The 19,656-nt window shown below is 68.0% G+C and carries 16 protein-coding genes and 1 riboswitch; of the genes, 4 read left to right on the plus strand and 12 right to left on the minus strand.

The features are described 5' to 3' along the window. Positions 1–90 precede the first annotated feature (90 nt). The 7 genes from ACFWPK_RS00895 to ACFWPK_RS00925 all read right to left on the minus strand — a co-directional run bounded on the left by ACFWPK_RS00895 (position 91) and on the right by ACFWPK_RS00925 (position 5,129). Entirely contained in the window at positions 91–1,128 is a 1,038-nt protein-coding gene (locus ACFWPK_RS00895; RefSeq protein ID WP_378912441.1) for a PHP domain-containing protein, read from the minus strand. Between the two features lie 5 nt (positions 1,129–1,133). After that, positions 1,134–1,715 (minus strand): dihydrofolate reductase family protein, encoded by a 582-nt coding sequence (locus ACFWPK_RS00900; RefSeq protein ID WP_378912442.1) that lies wholly within the window; start codon positions 1,713–1,715, stop codon positions 1,134–1,136. A gap of 64 nt (positions 1,716–1,779) precedes the next feature. After that, entirely contained in the window at positions 1,780–2,640 is an 861-nt protein-coding gene (mutM, locus tag ACFWPK_RS00905) for a bifunctional DNA-formamidopyrimidine glycosylase/DNA-(apurinic or apyrimidinic site) lyase (protein WP_378912443.1), read from the minus strand. A gap of 3 nt (positions 2,641–2,643) precedes the next feature. Further along, positions 2,644–3,375 carry a ribonuclease III gene (gene rnc / locus ACFWPK_RS00910; RefSeq protein WP_378912444.1) on the minus strand — a complete coding sequence of 244 codons (732 nt, stop codon included), beginning with the start codon at positions 3,373–3,375 and terminating at the stop codon, positions 2,644–2,646. A gap of 24 nt (positions 3,376–3,399) precedes the next feature. Continuing rightward, complete coding sequence (gene rpmF, locus ACFWPK_RS00915; RefSeq protein ID WP_040708879.1) at positions 3,400–3,582, minus strand: 50S ribosomal protein L32; 183 nt, start codon at positions 3,580–3,582, stop codon at positions 3,400–3,402. A gap of 80 nt (positions 3,583–3,662) precedes the next feature. Next, positions 3,663–4,268, minus strand: a complete 606-nt coding sequence (locus ACFWPK_RS00920) for a YceD family protein (RefSeq protein ID WP_378912445.1) — start codon at positions 4,266–4,268, stop codon at positions 3,663–3,665. 87 nt (positions 4,269–4,355) lie between these two features. Next, the gene (locus tag ACFWPK_RS00925) at positions 4,356–5,129 is read right to left on the minus strand and encodes a DivIVA domain-containing protein (protein ID WP_378912446.1); all 774 of its coding nucleotides are present in this window, start codon (positions 5,127–5,129) and stop codon (positions 4,356–4,358) included. 252 nt (positions 5,130–5,381) lie between these two features. On the opposite strand from ACFWPK_RS00925, the gene ACFWPK_RS00930 reads away from it, so the two are divergent. Then, positions 5,382–5,927, plus strand: a complete 546-nt coding sequence (locus ACFWPK_RS00930; RefSeq protein WP_378912447.1) for a GtrA family protein — start codon at positions 5,382–5,384, stop codon at positions 5,925–5,927. On the opposite strand, the gene coaD is transcribed toward ACFWPK_RS00930, so the two are convergent. From coaD to ACFWPK_RS00945, 3 genes are read right to left on the minus strand one after another with little or no spacing between them, the layout of a single operon-like run. Beyond that, complete coding sequence (gene coaD / locus ACFWPK_RS00935) at positions 5,924–6,409, minus strand: pantetheine-phosphate adenylyltransferase (protein WP_358187554.1); 486 nt, start codon at positions 6,407–6,409, stop codon at positions 5,924–5,926. The two genes, ACFWPK_RS00930 and coaD, sit on opposite strands and share 4 nt — an antisense overlap. Positions 6,410–6,412: 3 nt before the next feature. Then, positions 6,413–6,976, minus strand: a complete 564-nt coding sequence (rsmD, locus tag ACFWPK_RS00940; RefSeq protein ID WP_378912449.1) for a 16S rRNA (guanine(966)-N(2))-methyltransferase RsmD — start codon at positions 6,974–6,976, stop codon at positions 6,413–6,415. Continuing rightward, a complete protein-coding gene (locus ACFWPK_RS00945; RefSeq protein ID WP_378912450.1) occupies positions 6,973–10,371 on the minus strand; it encodes a pyruvate carboxylase in 3,399 nt (1,132 codons plus the stop codon). The genes rsmD and ACFWPK_RS00945 overlap by 4 nt, the downstream gene beginning before the upstream one ends. Positions 10,372–10,661: 290 nt before the next feature. After that, positions 10,662–10,859, plus strand: a riboswitch (cobalamin riboswitch). 142 nt (positions 10,860–11,001) lie between these two features. Between ACFWPK_RS00945 and metE the strand changes: the two genes are divergently transcribed. Next, on the plus strand, positions 11,002–13,266 hold the full coding sequence (gene metE / locus ACFWPK_RS00950; RefSeq protein WP_378912451.1) for a 5-methyltetrahydropteroyltriglutamate--homocysteine S-methyltransferase: 2,265 nt from the start codon (positions 11,002–11,004) through the stop codon (positions 13,264–13,266). Between the two features lie 194 nt (positions 13,267–13,460). Then, complete coding sequence (locus ACFWPK_RS00955) at positions 13,461–14,885, plus strand: short-chain fatty acyl-CoA regulator family protein (RefSeq protein ID WP_378912452.1); 1,425 nt, start codon at positions 13,461–13,463, stop codon at positions 14,883–14,885. Positions 14,886–14,901: 16 nt separating this feature from the next. Here the strand turns inward: ACFWPK_RS00955 and recG are convergent, their stop codons facing one another. Both recG and ACFWPK_RS00965 read right to left on the minus strand, forming a co-directional pair. Then, positions 14,902–17,160, minus strand: coding sequence for an ATP-dependent DNA helicase RecG (gene recG, locus ACFWPK_RS00960; protein WP_378912453.1), 2,259 nt, complete (start codon positions 17,158–17,160; stop codon positions 14,902–14,904). Beyond that, a complete protein-coding gene (locus tag ACFWPK_RS00965; protein WP_378912454.1) occupies positions 17,161–19,053 on the minus strand; it encodes a DAK2 domain-containing protein in 1,893 nt (630 codons plus the stop codon). 379 nt (positions 19,054–19,432) lie between these two features. Between ACFWPK_RS00965 and rpmB the strand changes: the two genes are divergently transcribed. After that, positions 19,433–19,624, plus strand: a complete 192-nt coding sequence (gene rpmB, locus ACFWPK_RS00970) for a 50S ribosomal protein L28 (protein WP_011210730.1) — start codon at positions 19,433–19,435, stop codon at positions 19,622–19,624. Positions 19,625–19,656: the final 32 nt, after the last annotated feature.

The raw sequence follows: 19,656 nt of genomic DNA on the forward strand, positions 1-19,656 counted from the left end.
GATCCCCCACACTCAGCCACTATCGGCGAGTTGATATCTACCAGGCGGGAGTCGGCCGATCGGAGGCGAAGTCAGTTGTTGGGCAAGACTTCACCCACTCGATTCTCGACACCATGCGAGGAGCTCGTCGACCGGCCAGGTGTCGATCACTCTCGCGGCGGTGACGCCGTGGGCCAGCGCCCGCTCGCATCCATAGCCCTGCCAAGCCAATTGGCCGGGTGCGTGGGCGTCGGTGTCGATACTGAACAAGCAGTCCATCTCCACGGCCAGCTCGATCAGTCGTCCGGGTGGGTCACGACGCTCAGGGCGGCTGTTGATTTCGACGGCGGTGCCGTATCTCCGACAGGCCTCGAAGACGAGTTCGGCGTCGAACGACGACTCCGGGCGGGTCCCGCGAGCCCCTTCGACGAGCCGTCCGGTGCAGTGGCCGAGGATGTCGACATCGGGATTCGCGACGGCGTAGACCATCCGCTTGGTCATCGTGGCGCTGTCGTCGCGCAGATGTGAATGCACGCTGGCGACAACGACATCCAGGCGTTCGAGGAGGTCGGCACGCTGGTCGAGGGTGCCGTCGTCGAGGATGTCGACCTCGATGCCGGTGAGGATGCGAAACGGTGCCATCTGCTCGTTGAGTTCGGCGATCACGTCGAGCTGGCGCAGCAGCCGGTCGGCGGACAGGCCGTTGGCGACCTTGAGACGGGGCGAATGGTCTGTCAGCGCACAGTATTCGTGTCCCAGCGCCGCCGCGACCCCCATCATCTCGGCGATCGGGCTTCCACCGTCGGACCAGTCCGAATGCGTGTGGAGGTCGCCGCGCAGCAGACCGCGCAGCTCCTCGCCCGCGGGCGCGATCGGCCGTGCGTCCTTGCGGAGCTCGGCCAGATAGTCGGGAACCTCACCGGCACAAGCCTGTTCGATGATGGCTGCCGTCTTCGGCCCGATACCGGCAAGCTCACGCCAACTGTGTTCCGCGGCGCGAGTGGCGTACTCGCTCTCCGACAGCCCGGCGACGACATCGGCGGCGCGGCGGTAAGCCTTCACCCGGTGCGTTTCGGCACGACTACGTTCGAGCCAGAACCCGACCTCGCGCAGTGCCGCCACCGGACCCGGACTCGCCGCCGATGTCATCGCGACTACTTGATCCGGCCGTACTTGAGGAACGCGACGCCGTCGGCGTACACCCGGCTGGTGATCACCCGAAACCGTTCCGGCGCGGGCAGTTTCGTCCCACCACCGAACAGCGGCCTGCCGGTACCCAGTACCACCGGGTGCAGTTTCAGGAACACCTGGTCGATCTCGGGCAGCAGCGTCTGCGCCAGTTGCCCGCCGCCGCAGAGCCAGATACCCAGTCCGTCTTCGCGTTTGAGTTCACGCACCGCCGCGGTCGGATCCTCGGCGATCAGTTCCACCCCCGGCGCGGGCGCTTCGGGCAGCGTCGTGGACACCACGTATTGGCGGAGGTGCTCATACGGGCTTGCGGTGCCGGTGCGGACCCCGAAGTCGTGGGTCTTGCGGCCCATGATCACGGTGTCGAAGTAGATGTTGCCCGCCGAGATCCCCCGCGCCTCGCGCACCTTGGTCGGCAGGGTTTCCGGGTACTGCGAGATGATCGCCGGCCCGTGGTCACCGCCTACCGGGAAGAAATCCAGCGTTCCGTCTTCGGCGGCGATGAAGCCGTCGATTGTCGATGCCACGAAATAGGTCAGCTTGCGCATAACGTCCTCCCTGCACGGACCCGGTCTGTCACGACCTGTCAGGGGAAACGTTAGCGTGCCCGGATCAGCGGCGGCGCGGCTTCCGTTGACACTTCGGACAGGAAAACGACGACCGATTCATGAATTGTTCCCGTACCAGCAGCGTCGCGCACCGATCGCACGGTTCGTCCTCGCGCCCGTACGCGGCCAATGACCTGGCGAAATAGCCGGATTCGCCGTTCACATTCACATACAGGGCGTCGAAGGAGGTACCGCCGACGGCCAGCGCCTCGGTCATGACCGCGGTAACCCCGTCGAGCAGGGTGCGCAGGACCGGGCGGGTGAGTTCGGCGGCGACGCGGGTGCCGTGCAGACCGGCCCGCCACAGCGCCTCGTCGGCGTAGATATTGCCGATGCCGGAGATCACCGTCTGATCGAGCAGTACGCGCTTGATCTCGGTGTTCTTGGCGCGGATGGCCGCGACCACGGCCTCGCGGTCGAACAGCGGGTCGAGCGGATCACGCGCGATATGGGCCACGGAATCGGGCACCACGGTTCCGTCCACCTCGACGAGTTCGCCCAGTGCCCAGCCACCGAAGGTGCGTTGATCGACGAATCGCAATTCGGCACCGTCACCGAGCACGGCCCGGATGTGCGCGTGTTTCTCGACGGGCGCGCCGGCGGGTTGCACGAGCATCTGACCGCTCATACCCAGGTGCACGATCAGTGCGGTATCGGGCTCGTCGAAAGTGAGCCAGAGATACTTCCCGCGCCGCTGTGCGGAGTCGATCCGCAACCCTTTGAGTCTCGCGGCCAGATCAGCGCCACCCGCGGCATGCCTGCGCACGGCACGCGGGTGGGTGACGGTGACAGTTTCGATCGCCCGGCCGACCGCGTGGTCGACAAGACCGCGCCGAACAACTTCGACCTCCGGCAGCTCGGGCACAGATCAGGCTTTTGCCGCGGATTCGTCGGTCAAGGCCTTGTAAGCCGTACCGGCTGCCTTCTGCTCGGCTTCCTTCTTGGAACGGCCCATACCCGAACCGTACGGACGCCCGGCGATCACCGTGGTGGCGGTGAACTCCTTGTTGTGGTCCGGCCCGGTGGAAGTGATCTCGTAGGCGGGCACGCCGAGACCGCGTTCGGCGGTGAGTTCCTGGAGGCTGGTCTTCCAGTCGAGGCCTGCGCCCATGCGGGGCCCACGCTCGAGCAGTTCGGCGAACAGCCGGAGCACCACGCCGCGCGCGGTTTCGATGCCGTGCTCGAGGTGCACCGCACCGAGCAGCGACTCCATGCCGTCGGCCAGGATGCTCGGCTTGTCGCGGCCGCCGGTGAGCTCTTCGCCCTTACCGAGCAGCAGATACTGACCGAGTCCGCCGTCGCCGAGACCACGCGCCACCTCGGCGAGCGCGTGCATGTTCACCACGCTGGCGCGCAGTTTCGCGAGTTCACCCTCGGACTTCTCCGGATGCTCGGTATACAGGCGCTCGGTGATGCTGAGGCCGAGTACCGAGTCGCCGAGGAATTCCAGGCGCTCGTTGGTCGGCAAACCGCCGTTCTCGTACGCGTACGACCGGTGCGTCAGCGCTAGGCGCAGAAGCTCCGGTCGTACGTCGACACCGAGGGCGGTGAGCAGGCTGGCGTGATCCGCCGCGCCTACATTGTCTTTACTGGCTGTCACGTTGCTAGGAATGATCTACAACGATCAGACTGCAGAGGTGACCTGGCGGCCCTTGTAGGTACCGCAGGACGGGCACGCGATGTGCGGGAGGGTCTTCTCACCACACGCGCGGTTCGGGCAGGTGACCAGGGTCGGCGCGGTGGCCTTCCACTGGCTGCGCCGCGACCGGGTGTTGGAACGCGACATCCGACGCTTGGGAACAGCCACGGCTACTTCTCCTCTTGGTTTTCGCTGACTACACCGGCATCAGATGCCGCGGCAGCGGTTTGGTCTTGGTGGTGGAACCCTCAGGCGGGGTCGCCGTTACCGGGCTCATCAGTGGCGAACTTCGCCAACTTCGCCCAGCGAGGGTCCAGTATCTCATGCCCATGATCAGGACCCGCAATCGCCATCCGCACACCGCACTCGGGGCACAGGCCCGCGCAGTCCGGCGAGCACAGCGGCTGCAGCGGAAGCTCCAGCCCGATGGCGTCGAGGATCACCGGCTCGAGGTCGACGAGGTCGTCTTCCATGCGGTAGACCTCGGCGTCCTCGGTCGTCTGCTCGGTGGTGCTGTCCGGATACGCGAACAACTCCGTCAGACGAATCTGCACCTGGTCGTCGAACGGTTCGAGGCAGCGCGAGCACTCCCCGGCCGTCGGACCGGACGCCGTGCCGGTAACCAGCACACCCTCCGAGACCGCCTGCAGTTGCAGGTCGAGTTCCACCGCGGCGTCGGCCGGGATGGCGATCAGGTCCAGACCCAGCCGCTCGTGGTCGGTGACCGTGCGACGCAGCTCCCGCATGGTTCCCGGCCTGCGGCCGAGATTGCGGACATCCAGCACAAAACCCGCGTCGGACACAGGACCACTGGTCTTGCGTGGACGCGCAGGCGAACCGGAACCGGCCGACATCGCGGACTCACTTACCGTTGAGGGGATAATGGGCAACCACTCAACAGTACGGCAGGACCCCGCCCGAACTCAAAACGCGCACTCGCCTCAGCGGCGGTGGTCGGCAGCGTATTCGGGGTATTCGGCGGCCGGTCCGCCGCGCATCTGCTGGCGGCCACGGGTGATCGAGCGCCGGGTGGTGTTGAGCGTCTCCTCCACGGCGGCGAGCTTGCCGCCGAAATCGGCCATCTGCTCGTCGACATAGTCGTCGCATTCGGTGCGCACCCGGTCGGACTCGGCGTGCGCCTCGTCGATCAGGCGGGCGGATTCGGCGTGCGCGACCCGCACCACCTCGGTCTGCGCGACCAGCCTGGCCTGTTCGGCCTTGCCGTCGGCGACCGAGCGCTCGTACGAGGCCTTGCCCGCGTCGATGGCCCGGTCGGCGTCGATCTGGGCGCGGCCGGTGAGCTCGTCGTATTCGGCGTTGCCCTCGGCCACGACCTGATCGGCCTCGGCCTGGGCCGAAGTCACCAGGCGGTCGGCATGGGCGGTGGCCTCGGCGACCATCCGGTCGGCGTGGTCCTTGGCGTCGGCGAGGATGCGATCGGCCTCGGCGCGGGCCTTGTCGATGGTGGTGCGCGCCTGCTCGTTGGCCGTGGTGACCGTCGTTTCGGCGCCGCTGCGGGCATCGCCGACGATCTTGTCGCGGTGATCGAGCACGTCCTGGGCATCGTCGAGTTCACCGGGCAGTGCGTCGCGGACGTCGTCGAGAAGTTCGAGGACATCGCCGCGCGGCACGATGCAGCTGCGGGTCGGCGGGATGCCGCGCGCCTCTTCGACGATGGCGACCAGTTCGTCGAGTGCTTCGAATACGCGATACATGCTCACTACCCTCCTGCGGACTCACGGCGAAACCACTACCGCCGACGCCCAGTGTGCCTGTCGTCGGCAGCTGTGCCGAATGTCGTCGCGGTGTGTCGCGACAGTGTCCTAGATCGCACAGATATCAAGTGGAGTGCGGCCCTCCACTTCGGCTACCATCGGTAGGCACGACAACGCCGTCCGCCGGGAAGCACCGCAACCTTTTCGCTGTTGTACTCCTCGACGTCTGTTCATTTGGGATCGGAGTCGAACATGACCCTCCTGGAAACTCCTAGGAGTCCGGTGTCGCACGTGGCGGGCATGTTCACTCCTTGGACCGGTCCGTTCCCCGTGGTGACGCCGAGTGAAGTCGCACCCGCGCTGCGCCCGCAGCTCGAGGGCGCGCTCACCTACCTGCGCGGCGACCGCGCCCTGCCCCAGCTCTTCCGATTCGCCCTCGTCGGCGGGTCGAGCAATATCGCCTATGTGCTGCTGTTCTTCGCGATGCACGGCATCGGCCCGCTGGTCGCCAATGTGGCCGGATCGGTGGTCAGCACCGTCATCGCCAACGAATTCCACCGTCAGCTCACCTTCCATGCCACCGACCGGGTCACCTGGTTCACCGCGCAGTGGGAAGGTGGCGGGATCGCGTTGATCGGACTCGCGATCACGACCGCGTGCTTGGCCGGACTGGATTTCTGGGCGCCCGGTTTGGGTGACATCACGCAGGCGCTGACGGTCCTCGCCATCACCGCCGCAGTCGGCGGCATGCGCTTCCTCGCACTGAGAGGCTTGTTCCGCCTCCCCGCGACCAGCTAGCCCTTTCGTTCGGCGAGGCGGTCCAGCAGACGCTTGTGGACCGCAGGCGGGAGCATGTCGCTCACGTCGCCGCCGTAGGCCGCGACTTCTTTGACCAAGGAACTGGACAGGAAGCTCAGCGACGGGTTGGTCGCGATGAAGAAGGTGTCGACGCCGGCCAGTTTGTGGTTCATCTGGGCCATTTGGAGCTCGTAGCCGAAGTCGCCCGCGTCACGCAGACCCTTGACGATCGCGCTGATGCCTTCCTGCTTGGCGAAATCGACCGTCAGACCCTGCCAGGACGCGACGCGCACGTTCGGCAGGTGCGAGACCGACTCGCGCAGGAGCTCCATGCGCTCCTCGACGGTGAACATCCCCTGCTTCTTGGGGTTCACATTGACGGTGATGATCACCTCGTCGAACTGCGCGGCCGCGCGAGCGAACACGTCGAGGTGACCGTTGGTGACCGGGTCGAAGGAGCCGGGGCACAGTGCTGCAGCCATAGCTCAGACGCTAGCACCGAACTCGGCGAACTCGACTCTGGTCTCCCCGTACTTGCGCGCCTTCAGCGCCACAAAGCCAGCGGGCCAGGTGATTTCGGGTGAACGACTCGACCGCTCCACCACCACCAGCGCCTCCGGGGCGAGCCAGCCGTTGCTCGCCAGGGCGGTGAGGTCGGCGATCACGTCCTCGGTGCTCACCTCGTAGGGCGGATCCGAGAACACCACGTCGTAGGCCCGCGGCGCGGCGTGCTTCAGCAGCGAGGACACACTGCCGAGCCGCAGTTCCGCGCCGGGCAGACCCAGCTCGGCGATATTGGCGCGCACCACCTCGGCCGCCTTGCGGTCGGATTCGACCAGCAACGCGCGCTCGGCTCCGCGCGAGAGCGCTTCCAAGCCCAGCGCACCCGAGCCCGCGTACAGGTCGAGGACCAGCGTCCCGTCCAGATCGAGGCGCGCGTCGATCGCGCTGAACAGGGCTTCACGCACCCGATCGGAGGTAGGCCGGGTGCCGGCGGGCGGCACCTTCAAGCGCCGCCCGCCCGCCACACCCGCGACGATGCGTGTCATTCCGACTCGCGCGCGACCAGTTCCACCAGCAGGTCGCCGCCCTCGACCTGGGCCACCTTGGTGGTCGCGATCCGGCCGACCACGCCACCGCGCGGCGCGGTGATGGCCGCTTCCATCTTCATCGCCTCGATGGTGCCGACGGTGTCACCGGCGTGGATCTCGTCGCCTTCGGACACCGCGAGAGTGACCACACCGGCGAACGGTGCCGCGATGTGACCGGCGTTGTTCTTGTCGGCCTTCTCGGCCGCCGGCACCTCGGAGGCGACGGACCGGTCACGCACCGCGACCGGGCGCAACTGCCCGTTCATGATGCACATCACCGTGCGCATGCCCTTCTCGTCGGGCTCGGAGATCGCCTCGAGGCCGATGAGCAGGGTGACACCCTTCTCCAGCTGCACGCGGTGTTCCTCGCCGCGGCGAAGGCCGTAGAAGAACTGGTTCTCCGACAGGCCGGTGGTGTCGCCGTACTTCTCGCGATGGGAGTTGAACTCGGCGGTCGGGCCGGGGAACAGCAGCCGGTTCAGCGTTTCGCGGCGCTGCGCGGACGAGCCGTCGAGTGCCTTCTGGTCGGCCGGGTTCAGCGGGGTCTCGGGCTTGGGTTCGTTGCGCCCGGCCAGTGCCTTGCTGCGGAACGGCTCCGGCCAGCCGCCCGCGGGGGTGCCGAGTTCGCCACGCAGGAAGCCGATCACCGAATCGGGGATGTCGTAGCGGCCCGGATCGGCGGCGAAGTCCTCGATGTCGACACCGGTGCCGACCAGGGCGAGCGCGAGGTCACCGACGACCTTCGACGACGGGGTCACCTTGACCAGGCGGCCCAGCAGCCGGTCGGCGGCCGCGTACTTGGCCTCGACCTCTTCGAACCGGTCGCCCAAGCCGAGCGCGATCGCCTGCTGACGCAGGTTCGACAGCTGACCACCCGGGATCTCGTGGGTGTACACGCGACCGGTCGGCGCGGGCAGACCCGACTCGAACGGCGCGTAGACCTTGCGCAGCGCCTCCCAGTACGGCTCCAGATCGCACACGTTCTGCAGGTTCAGACCGGTGTCGTGCTCGGTGTGCGCGGTGGCGGCCACGATCGCCGACAGCGCGGGCTGGCTCGTGGTGCCCGCCATGGCCGCCGACGCGCCGTCGACCGCGTCGGCACCGGCCTGCCAGGCCGCCAAGTAGGTGGCCAGCTGGCCGCCGGGGGTGTCGTGGGTGTGCACGTGCACCGGCAGATCGAAGTTACTACGCAGTGCGGTAACGAGTTTCGCGGCCGCGGGTGCACGCAGCAGACCGGCCATGTCCTTGATCGCGAGAACATGCGCGCCCGCGTCGACGATCTGTTCGGCCAGCTTCAGGTAGTAGTCGAGGGTGTAGAGCGACTCGTTCGGGTCGAGCAGGTCACCGGTGTAGGACAGGGCGACTTCGGCTATGGCAGTACCGGTTTCGCGGACCGCGTCGATCGCCGGACGCATCTGGTCGACATTGTTGAGGGCGTCGAAGATACGGAAGATATCGATACCGGTCGTGGCGGCTTCGGAAACGAAAGCGCGGGTGACCTGTTCGGGGTAGGGCGTGTAGCCGACGGTGTTGCGGCCGCGCAGCAGCATCTGCAGGCAGATGTTCGGCACGGCTTCACGCAAGGCCGCCAAGCGTTCCCACGGGTCCTCGTGCAGGAACCGCAGTGCCACATCGTAAGTCGCGCCGCCCCATGCCTCGATCGAGAGCAGCTCCGGGGTCAGCCGCGCGACGTGGCCCGCCACGCCGAGCAGACCGTTGGTGCGCACGCGGGTGGCCAGCAGCGACTGGTGCGCGTCACGGAAGGTGGTGTCGGTGACGCCGAGCGCCTTCTGTTCGCGCAGGGCCCGCGCGAAACCCTCCGGCCCGAGGGTGAGCAGTCGCTGGCGCGAACCGTCCGGCGGCGGCAGCGTCAGGTCGACGGCGGGCAGCTTGTCGTAGGGGTACACCGTGGTCGGGCGGTCGCCGTTGGGCTTGTTGACGGTGACGTCGGCCAGATAGGTCAGGATCTTGGTGCCACGGTCGGCCGAGCCGCGCGAGGTGAGCAGCTCGGGACGCTCGTCGATGAACGAGGTGGTCACCCGGCCCGCCTGGAAATCGGGATCGTCGAGCACCGAGAGCAGGAACGGGATGTTGGTCGTCACGCCACGAATACGGAATTCGGCCAGCGCGCGCTGGGCGCGCGCGGCGGCGGCGGGTAGATCGCGACCACGGCAGGTGAGCTTGACCAGCATCGAGTCGAAGTAGGCGCCGATCTCCGCGCCCAGGTTCGCGCCGCCGTCGAGACGGATGCCCGCGCCGCCCGGCGTGCGGTAGGCGGTGATGCGGCCGGTGTCGGGGCGGAACCCGTTGGCCGGGTCCTCGGTGGTGATGCGGCACTGCAGCGCGGCGCCACGGATCTGCACCGTCTCCTGACTCAGGCCCAGGTCCGCGAGGCTCTCACCGGCAGCGATCCGTAGCTGCGACTGCACCAGGTCGACATCGGTGATCTCCTCGGTGACCGTGTGCTCCACCTGGATACGCGGGTTCATCTCGATGAACACGTGGTTGCCGCGCTCGTCGAGCAGGAACTCCACAGTGCCCGCGTTGATGTAGCCGATCTGGCGGGCGAACGCCACCGCGTCGGCGCAGATCCGCTCGCGCAGTTCAGGAGACAGATTCGGGGCGGGCGCGAGCTCGATCACCTTCTGATGACGACGCTGCAGCGAACAATCCCGCTCGAACAAATGCATCATATTGCCGTGCTGATCAGCCAGGATCTGCACCTCGATGTGGCGCGGGTTCACCACCGCCTGCTCGAGGAACACCGTCGGATCACCGAACGCCGACTCCGCCTCACGCGACGCCGCCTCGATCGACTCACGCAACTGCTCGGGCGTAGCGACCCGGCGCATGCCACGACCACCACCACCGGCGACAGCCTTGACGAAGATCGGATATTCGAGTTCGGCCGAGGCGGTGAGCAATTCGTCGATATCGGCCGAGGGCTCGCTGGACTTCAGCGTCGGCAGCCCGGCCGCCTTGGCCGCGGCGATCGCCGTGGCCTTGTTGCCCGCCATCTCGAGGATCTTGGCGGTGGGTCCGATGAAGGTGATGCCCGCGGCGGCACAGGCCGCGGCGAGGTCGGGGTTCTCCGACAGGAATCCGTAGCCGGGGTAGATCGCGTCGGCGCCGGCGGCCACCGCGGCGTCGATGATCGCCTCGATCGACAGATACGCCCGAACCGGGTGACCCTCTTCACCGATCTGATATGACTCGGCCGCCTTCAGGCGATGGACGGAATTGCGATCCTCGTACGGGAACACCGCGACCGTTCCGATGCCGAGTTCGTAGGCCGCGCGGAAGGCACGGATAGCGATCTCACCACGATTTGCGACCAAGACTTTCGAGAACATTGGCCTACGGTACCCGGCCGCGAGCCGGGGCCGGACACGCAAGGTGGCTTCGCAGCATTCTTCACACCGCACACCCGCCTACCTGCGAAGTTGCGTTCATCAGGCCGTCACATCTCACCGCGAGGAGCGGTCAGCGGTGCGCGTGGACAATGTGGGCGCAACCGCAGGTCACGGCACTGTTCGCCACCGGGCGGTGCCCCGGGCCCCCGTTGAGGGCCTATGCTGGGGGCGCAGCTGGTTCGCCTGCGCGGTGGAAGAGTCGGAGCCCCGACCTCCCGCGTAGGCGTCGAAACCCGGGTGCGGATCATGTTCCGCACCGGGTGAGAGGGAACCCGGTGAGAATCCGGGACTGTCCCGCAGCGGTGAGCAGGAACGACCGCCGTCATCAGCACTGGGCATCATGCCTGGGAAGCGACGGCCAGTAGGTCGGTCGATCACACGACCGGTGCCCGCGAGTCCGAAGACCTGCCGACTGTGCCGGATACGCCGTATCCGGCGGCCACCGCCTCGTGGATCGGGCGCGCGGACCACCGATGCCGACCCGTCGTACCGTTCGCGACATGGTCCGGCCGGGTGGCGTGTGCCCGCGAAAAGGCGACGGCTCTCCCTGCACGACACTGGAGAATCTCCGTGACTGTTTCACACACACCGTTCACCGCAACGGTTCTCGGCCTTCCGCGAGTGGGCCCGAACCGGGAACTCAAGCGCGCCACCGAGTCCTACTGGGCCGGCCGTGCCGATGCCGCGCACCTGCACGCGGTCGGCCGTCAGCTTCGTCGCGCCCAGCTCACCGAACTGGCCGCGGCGGGACTGGATTCGGTGCCGGTGGGCACCTTCTCCTACTACGACCAGATGCTCGATGCCGCTGAACTGCTCGGCGCACTGCCGCCGCGGGTGGCCGGGATCGCCGACCCGCTCGACCGCTATTTCGCGGCCGCGCGTGGCACCGACACGGTCGCTCCGCTGGAGATGACCAAGTGGTTCGACACCAACTACCACTACCTGGTGCCCGAAATCGACGCGGCCACCACCTTTTCGCTGCATCCCGGCAAGCTGCTGACCGAACTCGACGAGGCGATCGAACTCGGTGTCCCCGCACGTCCGGTGGTGATCGGTCCGATCACCTTCCTGAAGCTGGCCAAGGCCGCCGACGGCGCCGCGCTGGAGCGGCTGCCCGAACTGCTGCCGCTGTACCTCGACCTGCTGGCCCAGCTGGCGGATGCGGGCGCGCAATGGGTGCAGATCGATGAACCGGTGCTGGTCACCGACCTGACCGAGGCGGAGATCGCCCTGGTCGGCCAGACCTACAGCGCGCTGTCTGCCGCGCAGAACCGGCCCGCGATCCTGGTCGCCACCTACTTCGGGCACCCCGACGCCGCTCTGGCGGCGCTGGCCGAGACCGCGATCGAGGGTGTCGCGCTCGATTTCACCGCGGGCTCCGATATCTCGGCGGTCGCGGCGCTGCCCGCCCTTGCTCGCAAACTGCTGGTGGCGGGCGTGGTCGACGGCCGCAATATCTGGCGCGCCGACCTCGACGCTGCCCTCGGCACCCTGGGCACCCTGCTCGGCAGCGCCGACGCGGTGGCGGTGTCGAGTTCGTGCTCGCTGCTGCACGTGCCGTATTCGCTGACCCCCGAGACCGGCCTGGACGAGCGGCTGCGCTCGTGGCTGGCCTTCGGCACCGAGAAGGTCGCCGAGGTACGAATCCTTGCCACCGCCCTCACCGCGGGTGTCGACACCGTCGCCGGCGAACTGGCCGCGGCCCGCGCCGCCGCCGAATCCCGCCGGACCGACCCGCGCCTGCACAACGACCAGGTCCGGAGCCGATTGGCCGCGCTCGACGAGAACGACCTGACCCGCTCCCCCGCCGACGAGCGTCGCGCCCTGCAGCGCGATCACCTCGACCTGCCGGTGCTGCCGACCACCACCATCGGCTCCTACCCGCAGACCTCGACCATCCGGCTGGCCCGCGCCGCGCTGCGCAAGGGCGAGATCGACCAGGCCGAGTACGTGCGGCGGATGCGGGCCGAGATCGCCGACGTGATCACCCTGCAGGAAAAGCTCGGGCTCGACGTGCTGGTGCACGGCGAACCCGAACGCAACGACATGGTGCAGTACTTCGCCGAACTGCTCGACGGTTTCGCCGTCACCGAGGCGGGCTGGGTGCAGTCCTACGGCACTCGCTGCGTGCGCCCGCCGATCCTGTTCGGCGACGTCACTCGCCCCGAGGCGATGACGCTGTCCTGGATCGGGTACGCCCAGTCGTTGACCACCAAGCCGGTCAAGGGCATGCTCACCGGCCCGGTGACCATCCTGGCGTGGTCGTTCGTCCGCGACGACCAGCCGCTGGGTGACTCGGCCCGCCAGGTCGCGCTCGCCATCCGGGACGAGACCGTCGACCTGGAAGCCCAGGGCGCGCGGATCATCCAGGTCGACGAACCCGCCCTGCGCGAGCTGCTGCCGCTGCGTGCCGCCGAACAGCCCGCGTACCTGCAGTGGTCAGTGGATTCGTTCCGCCTGGCCACCGCGGGCGTCGCCGACACCACCCAGGTGCACACCCACCTGTGCTACTCGGAGTTCGGCGAGGTCATCTCGGCGATCGCGGGGCTGGACGCCGATGTCACCTCGATCGAGGCGGCGCGCTCGCACATGGAGGTCCTCGACGATCTGAACGCGGCCGGTTTCGCGCTCGGCGTCGGGCCTGGCGTCTACGACATCCACTCGCCGCGGGTGCCGTCGGTCGAGGAGATCACCGTCTCCCTGTCCGCCGCGCTGAAAGCGGTTCCGGCCGAACGACTCTGGGTGAACCCGGACTGCGGTCTGAAGACGCGCGGACCGGTGGAGGTCGAGGCGTCGCTGCGGAATCTGGTGACGGCCGCCGCGGCACTGCGCTGACCTAGCGGATCCGAGCATGAAGACCACTGCCCCGGACGGAGATTCCGTCCGGGGCAGTGTGGTCGGCCCGGCCTGCTCCTTCGCATGTTACGCACGGGTAGCCACGGGTAAAATCCCTTGCAGGACTGGACTTCTCCCGAGTCATTCGCCACTTTCAGCAAACATTGCGAACAGGTCGCGTTAAGATCTGCGGCGTGCGGAAGATGTACGCGGGGGCCAGGCTACGAAGGCTGCGCGAAGAACGGCGGATGACCCAGGCAGCGCTCGCGAAATCGCTGGACCTCTCACCCAGCTATCTCAATCAGCTCGAACGTGATCAGCGTCCACTGACCATTCCCGTGCTGCTGAAACTCAACTCGACCTTCGACCTCGACGTGCAGTTCTTCGCCGCCGACTCCGATGCGCGGCTGGTCTCGGACCTGCACGAGGTGCTGGTGGAGGCCGCGGGCGGCGGCGATACCGCACCGATCACCGAGGTCGAGGAACTGGCCACCAGGCTGCCCGAGGTGGCGCGCATCGTGATCGCGATGCACCGGCGGCTGCGCGCGGCGACCGACCAGCTCGACCTGCTGTCCTCGCGCGTCGACACGCCCGCCGGCGCCCCGGGCACACCCATGCCGTACGAGGATGTGCGCGACTTCTTCTACGACCATCGCAACCACATCTCGACCCTCGACCACGCCGCCGAGCAGCTGTTCGAGGAATCCGGTCTGAGCATCGGCTCGCTGGATCGTCAGCTGGCCAGGATCGCCGAGGAACGCGCGGGCGTCACGGTGCTGGTGCGCGGCGACGGCGCCGACCCGGCCATCCCGAAACGGCACTACGACCCCGACACGCGAACCCTCACCCTGGCCAGGCGGCTGCGTCCCGGGCAGCGCGCCTTCCAGATCGCGACCACTCTCGGCCTGCTGCTCTACGGCCGCGAGATCGACAACGTGCTCGCCGAGTCCCGGGCGCTCACCGGCGAATCCCGCACGCTGGCCAGAGTCGGGCTGGCCAACTACTTCGCCGGTGCGCTGATCCTGCCCTACGGGCGGTTCCTGCGCTCGGCCGAGGAACTGCGCTACGACGCCGACCTGCTCGCGCTGCGTTTCGAGGTCGGTTTCGAGACGGTCTGCCACCGGCTCAGCACCCTGCAGCGGCAGGGTCAGCGCGGTGTGCCGTTCTTCCTGGTACGCACCGACCGGGCGGGCAATATCTCGAAACGGCAGTCCGCCACCGCGTTCCACTTCTCCCGAGTGGGCGGCAGTTGCCCGCTGTGGGTCACCCACGAGGCGTTCGCGCATCCCGGCCGCATTCTCACCCAGATCTCGGAGATGCCCGACGGGCGACGGTACCTGTGGATCGCTCGCACCACGCCCGCGGCCGCGCAGGGGTTCGGGACGGCGTCGAAGAACTTCGTCATCGGGCTCGGCTGCGATATCGAATACGCCGACCGGCTGGTGTACTCGCAGGGGCTGCAGCTGGACGATCCGCAGGTGGCGGTGCCGATCGGGGCCGGGTGCAAGGTGTGCGAGCGGCCCGGGTGCCCACAGCGCGCGTTCCCGCAGATCGGGCGCCCCCTGGCCGTGACCGAACACACCAGCACCGACCTGCCGTACCCGCGCCTACCGCGCTGACGGGTCGCGTGGCCGGTCAGGACTTGGCGAGGTATTCGATGCGTTCGCCGTCGACAGCGGCGTGCATCATGCCCGCCAGGCCCGGGTGGTTCACCAGACCCGGGTCCTCGGCGACGACCTGCCTGGCGAGTTCCTGTGCGGCGGTGATCACCTCGAGGTCGTCGAGCAGCGAGAGCAGACGCAGCGACCGCGCGGTACCGGACTGCGCCGAGCCGAGGACATCACCTTCGCGACGCTGCCGCAGGTCGAGCACCGACAGTTCGAAGCCGTCGGTGGTCGCCGCCACCGCTTCGAGCCGCGCCATCGCCGTCCCGCCGGGCGCGGCATCGGTGACCAGCAGGCACAGGCCGGGATGCTTGCCGCGGCCGATGCGCCCGCGCAACTGGTGCAGCTGACTCACGCCGAATCGATCGGCGTCGACGATCACCATCACGGTCGCGTTCGGCACGTCGACACCGACCTCGACGACGGTGGTGCAGACCAGGACGTCGATCGCGCCGTCGTTGAATTGGCGCATCACGTGGTCTTTTTCGTCGGACGGCAGCCTGCCGTGCAGCAGGCCCACGCGCACACCGGCGAGCGGACCGGCGCTCAGCGTCTCGTACATCTCGACGGCGGCCGCGGTGGTCGGGCCTTCCTTCTCCGCCTTCTTACCCTTCGCCGGTGGCGCGTCGGGATCCTCGCCGATGCGCGAGCACACCACATAGGCCTGCCTGCCCTGGCCGACCTCCTCGACGATGCGTTCCCAGGCGCGATCCACCCAGCCCGGATGCAGTTTGCGCGGCACGACTTTCGAGACGATCGGCGAGCGGCCCTTGGGCAGCTGGGTGAGCGTGGAGGTCTCGAGGTCGCCGAGGGTGGTCATCGCGATGGTGCGCGGGATCGGCGTCGCGGTCATCACCAGCAGGTGCGGGCTGATGCCGTCTTTCGCCTTGGCGCGCAACGCATCTCGCTGCTCGACACCGAAGCGGTGCTGTTCGTCGACCACCACGAGGCCGAGGTCGTAGAACTCGACCGCGTCCTGGATGAGCGCGTGGGTGCCGATGACGATGCCCGCCTCACCGGTCATCGCGTCCAGCAGCGCCGACTTCTTCGCCGCCGTCGACATCGATCCGGTGAGCAGGACGACCTTGGTCGACTTCTCGGCGGCACCGAGTTCGCCCGCGTTGCCGAGGTCACCCAGCATGGCGCGCAGCGACCGATAGTGCTGCGCGGCCAGGACTTCGGTCGGTGCGAGCAGCGCGCACTGACGGCCCGAGTCCACTACTTGCAGCATGGCGTTCAGCGCCACGATCGTTTTGCCCGAGCCCACCTCGCCCTGCAGCAGCCGGTGCATCGGACGGGTGCGCGACAGGTCTTGCGAGATCTCCTCGAGTACCTGCTGCTGACCTTCGGTGAGCTCGAAGGGCAACCGTTCGTCGAAGGTGGCGGCGATACCGTCGGCCGATGGCGGACAGGCCGGGGCGGTGCGGCCCTCCACCTCGTGGCGGCGTTCGGCCAGCACGAGTTGCAGTGCGAGGGCCTCGTCGAAACGAAGTCTGTCCCTGGCCTTTTCGATATCCAGCTTGTGCTCGGGCAGGTGGATCAGGCGCAGCGCTTCCGAGAGCGGGAGGAATTTCCGTTCCTCGCGCAGGTCGGCGGGCAGCGGGTCCTCGATGTGGTCGAGCTGGTCGAGCACCTGGCGGATGCAGGCCAGCAGATCCCAGCTCTGAACCTTGGCGGTCGCCGGATACACGGGAACGAATTCGCGCTCGAAGAACGAGGCATCCACTCCCCCGGCACCTTTCGCACTCTGTGCGAGGCCGCGCAGCGCGCCGCTGCCACGCACGGACGTGAGTTCCTCCACGCCCGCTTCCGGCTTGTCGGGCAAGATGAGGTAGTCGGGGTGCGAGAGGTTCCAGCGATCGGGCCGCCACCAGTGCACGGTGCCCGACATCATCGCTCGCACACCTTCTTTCACCAGATAGCGCACCTTGTCACCGTTGAAGAAGGTGGCCTCGAGCGGACGCTTGGCGCCGGTGTCGAGCTGCACTTTCAGCAGCGAGCCGCGACGGTTCTTCATCGGGCGCAGTTCGGTTTTCGTGATGCGGCCGATGACGGTGATGTGCGCGCCCTCCTCGGGTTCCTCCTCGGTGAGGGGCTGACCCTGGGTCGCGTAGCGCACCGGATAGTGGCGCAACAGATCCTCGACCGTGGACATGTCGAACGACTCGGTCAGCCGGTCGGCCGCCTTGACGCCCAGCACGTGGTCGAGCCGGTCACTCAACGTCGCCATCTACTCGACCCCTATCTGCACCAGATCCGCTTGCTGTCCACCGGAATACACGACCACCTCGACGCCGGGGAAACCGGCCGTCACATGGTCGGCGAGCACCTGCGCCAGTTCGGGCCCCGCATCGGCGCCCATCAGTAGTGTCACCAATTCCCCACCGAGACCGAGCATTCGGTCCAGCAGGATGCGTCCCGCGCCGACCACATCGGGGTCGATCATTACCACATCGTGGCCGACGAGTCCGAGTCCGTCACCGGGAGAACACATTCCGACCATGGTCAAGGCTCGCACCCGCGCCGCCCGCAGGGCACCCCACCGAGTGGTCGCCGCCGCCTCCGACATCGCGAACGCGTCATCCACCGCGATCCGCCCCCGATCGTGCACCGCCAGCGCCGCGAGGCCCTGCACCATCGACGCACTCGGCAGCAACAACACATCACGCGACCCGTCACGCGCGGCCACACCGACCGCGACGAGTTCCTGCGCGGGCAATGCCCCGTTGGGCAAGACCAGCACCTCCCGATTCGGCATCCCGCGGATCGCCCGCAGCAGGGCGCTCGTATCGAGTTGCCGATCCCCACGCAACACCACCGCGCCGGCGTCCTCGAACAGACGCGCGGCAGCGGCACCGCCCACCACCGCGAGGACGCCGCGGTCAGCGAGGTCGTCACCGGTGTGGACCTCGCGGTCGACGAGACCCGGTGGCCGATCGTGGCTCGCGTGTGGCTCGCGCGCTCCGGAATCGCCGCGCGCGCCATCCAAGGAGTACGCGTGGTGGGTGGCGTCGTGCCCGTGGTTGCCGCTGTGGGGCGCGGTCACCGCGAAACTCTCGATCCGGATGCCCGTCACAGTGCCCACCGCGAGCCCCGCCTCGATGGCCGCGCCCGCATCACGACAGTGCACATGGGCGGACCAGGTGGTGTCACCGTCACCGACCACCACCACCGAGTCACCCAGCACCGCGAGCCGATCCCGCAACCCACCCGCGGCCGCCTCGTCGGTGCCGGAGATCACGTACATGACCTCGAAATGCGGATCGGCCGCCTGCTCGCGATGATCGCGGTCGTCGAGGAAGTCAGGAGTCCGGCACGGTTCTTCGGCCGCGCGCCCGCTGCTTTCGGGCTTGTCGTCGTCGTTGGTGCTGCCGGGTCGCCGATGTGGTCCGTGGTCGGCGCGTTCGCCCCGCGTGTACCTGACTCGTTCCGGCGTCTCACCGCAGACTTCCGCCACGAGGCAATCGAGCAGCACCAGCAGTCCGCGCGCCCCCGCATCGACGACTCCGGCGGCGCGCAGCACGCTCAGTTGGGTCGGGGTCTCGGTCAGCGCACGCGCGGCACCCTCGGCGGCGGACCGGGAGACCGCAGCCAGCGAGGGTTCCGCTGACTCGGCGGCAGCGGCGGCTGCGCGGTCGAGAACTGTCAGGATCGTGCCCTCGACCGGGGCGCTCAGTCCTGTTCGCACGAGCACCGCCGACCGCCGCAACGCCACCTGCAGTCGCGCGCCGGTCAACGGACCTGCGACAACAGCCTCCGCGACGCCGCGCAAGACCTGCGACAGGATGATGCCCGAGTTTCCGCGCGCACCCGTCGTGGCACCACGGGCCAGGGCCTGGGCGATGAGGTGAGCCGAAGGCCCGTCGACGCCGATGGCTTCCGCGTGGTGATCGCCGAGGCCCGCGAGCCCGCTGGGGCCGGAAGTGGCGGACTCCACGCCGCGCACCGCCCGGTCCGCCGTCGCGACCGCGGCCCGCATGGTGGCGAGGAGGTTGGTTCCGGTGTCGGCGTCGGCGATCGGGAAGACATTGAGCGCGTCGATCTCGGCGCGACGTAGTTCTAGATCGGTGCGGCACCTGCGGGCCCAGACCAGCAGATCGGGCCCGTCGAGAGACTCCCGCACGTGCGACACCGCCACCTCGCTCCCCGTTCTGCGTACCCGCGCGCCGAGCACGCACGCCAGGTTAGCGGCAGCTACCGACGGGGCCCCATCGAGCACAGCCGCGACAGCGTCCTCAGCCGCGCACGGCCGGAGCGAAGGCGGAGGTACGCGTACGCTGACCTCGGACGGGTTCTCAGCCGGGTTGTGCTCGGCGAGTCGACCGGGGCACCCGGTTTGGAACTTCGAGGCCCGGCCCGCTAGTCTTGCAGGGTTGCCTCGTGCGGCCCACGTGGGTCTGCGCTGGCCGACGTCAGTCGGCAAGGCATTTGACGACATCAGTTTCCGGTTCAGCGGGCATACGTGCGCCGCTGTCCGCTTATGACATGAAGGAGCTCGCGACATGGCTGCCGTTTGCGACGTCTGCGCCAAGGGCCCCGGTTTCGGGAAGTCGGTCTCGCACTCGCACCGGCGCACCAACCGTCGCTGGAACCCGAACATCCAGACCGTGCGTGCGCAGGTTGCCCCTGGCAACACCCGCCGGATGAACGTGTGCACCTCCTGCCTGAAGGCGGGCAAGGTCGTCCGCGGCTGATTTTCAGCCCGTACATTCTGCCGACAGCGCCC

It is taken from the genome of Nocardia sp. NPDC058519, assembly GCF_042719755.1.
GTDB lineage: Bacteria > Actinomycetota > Actinomycetes > Mycobacteriales > Mycobacteriaceae > Nocardia.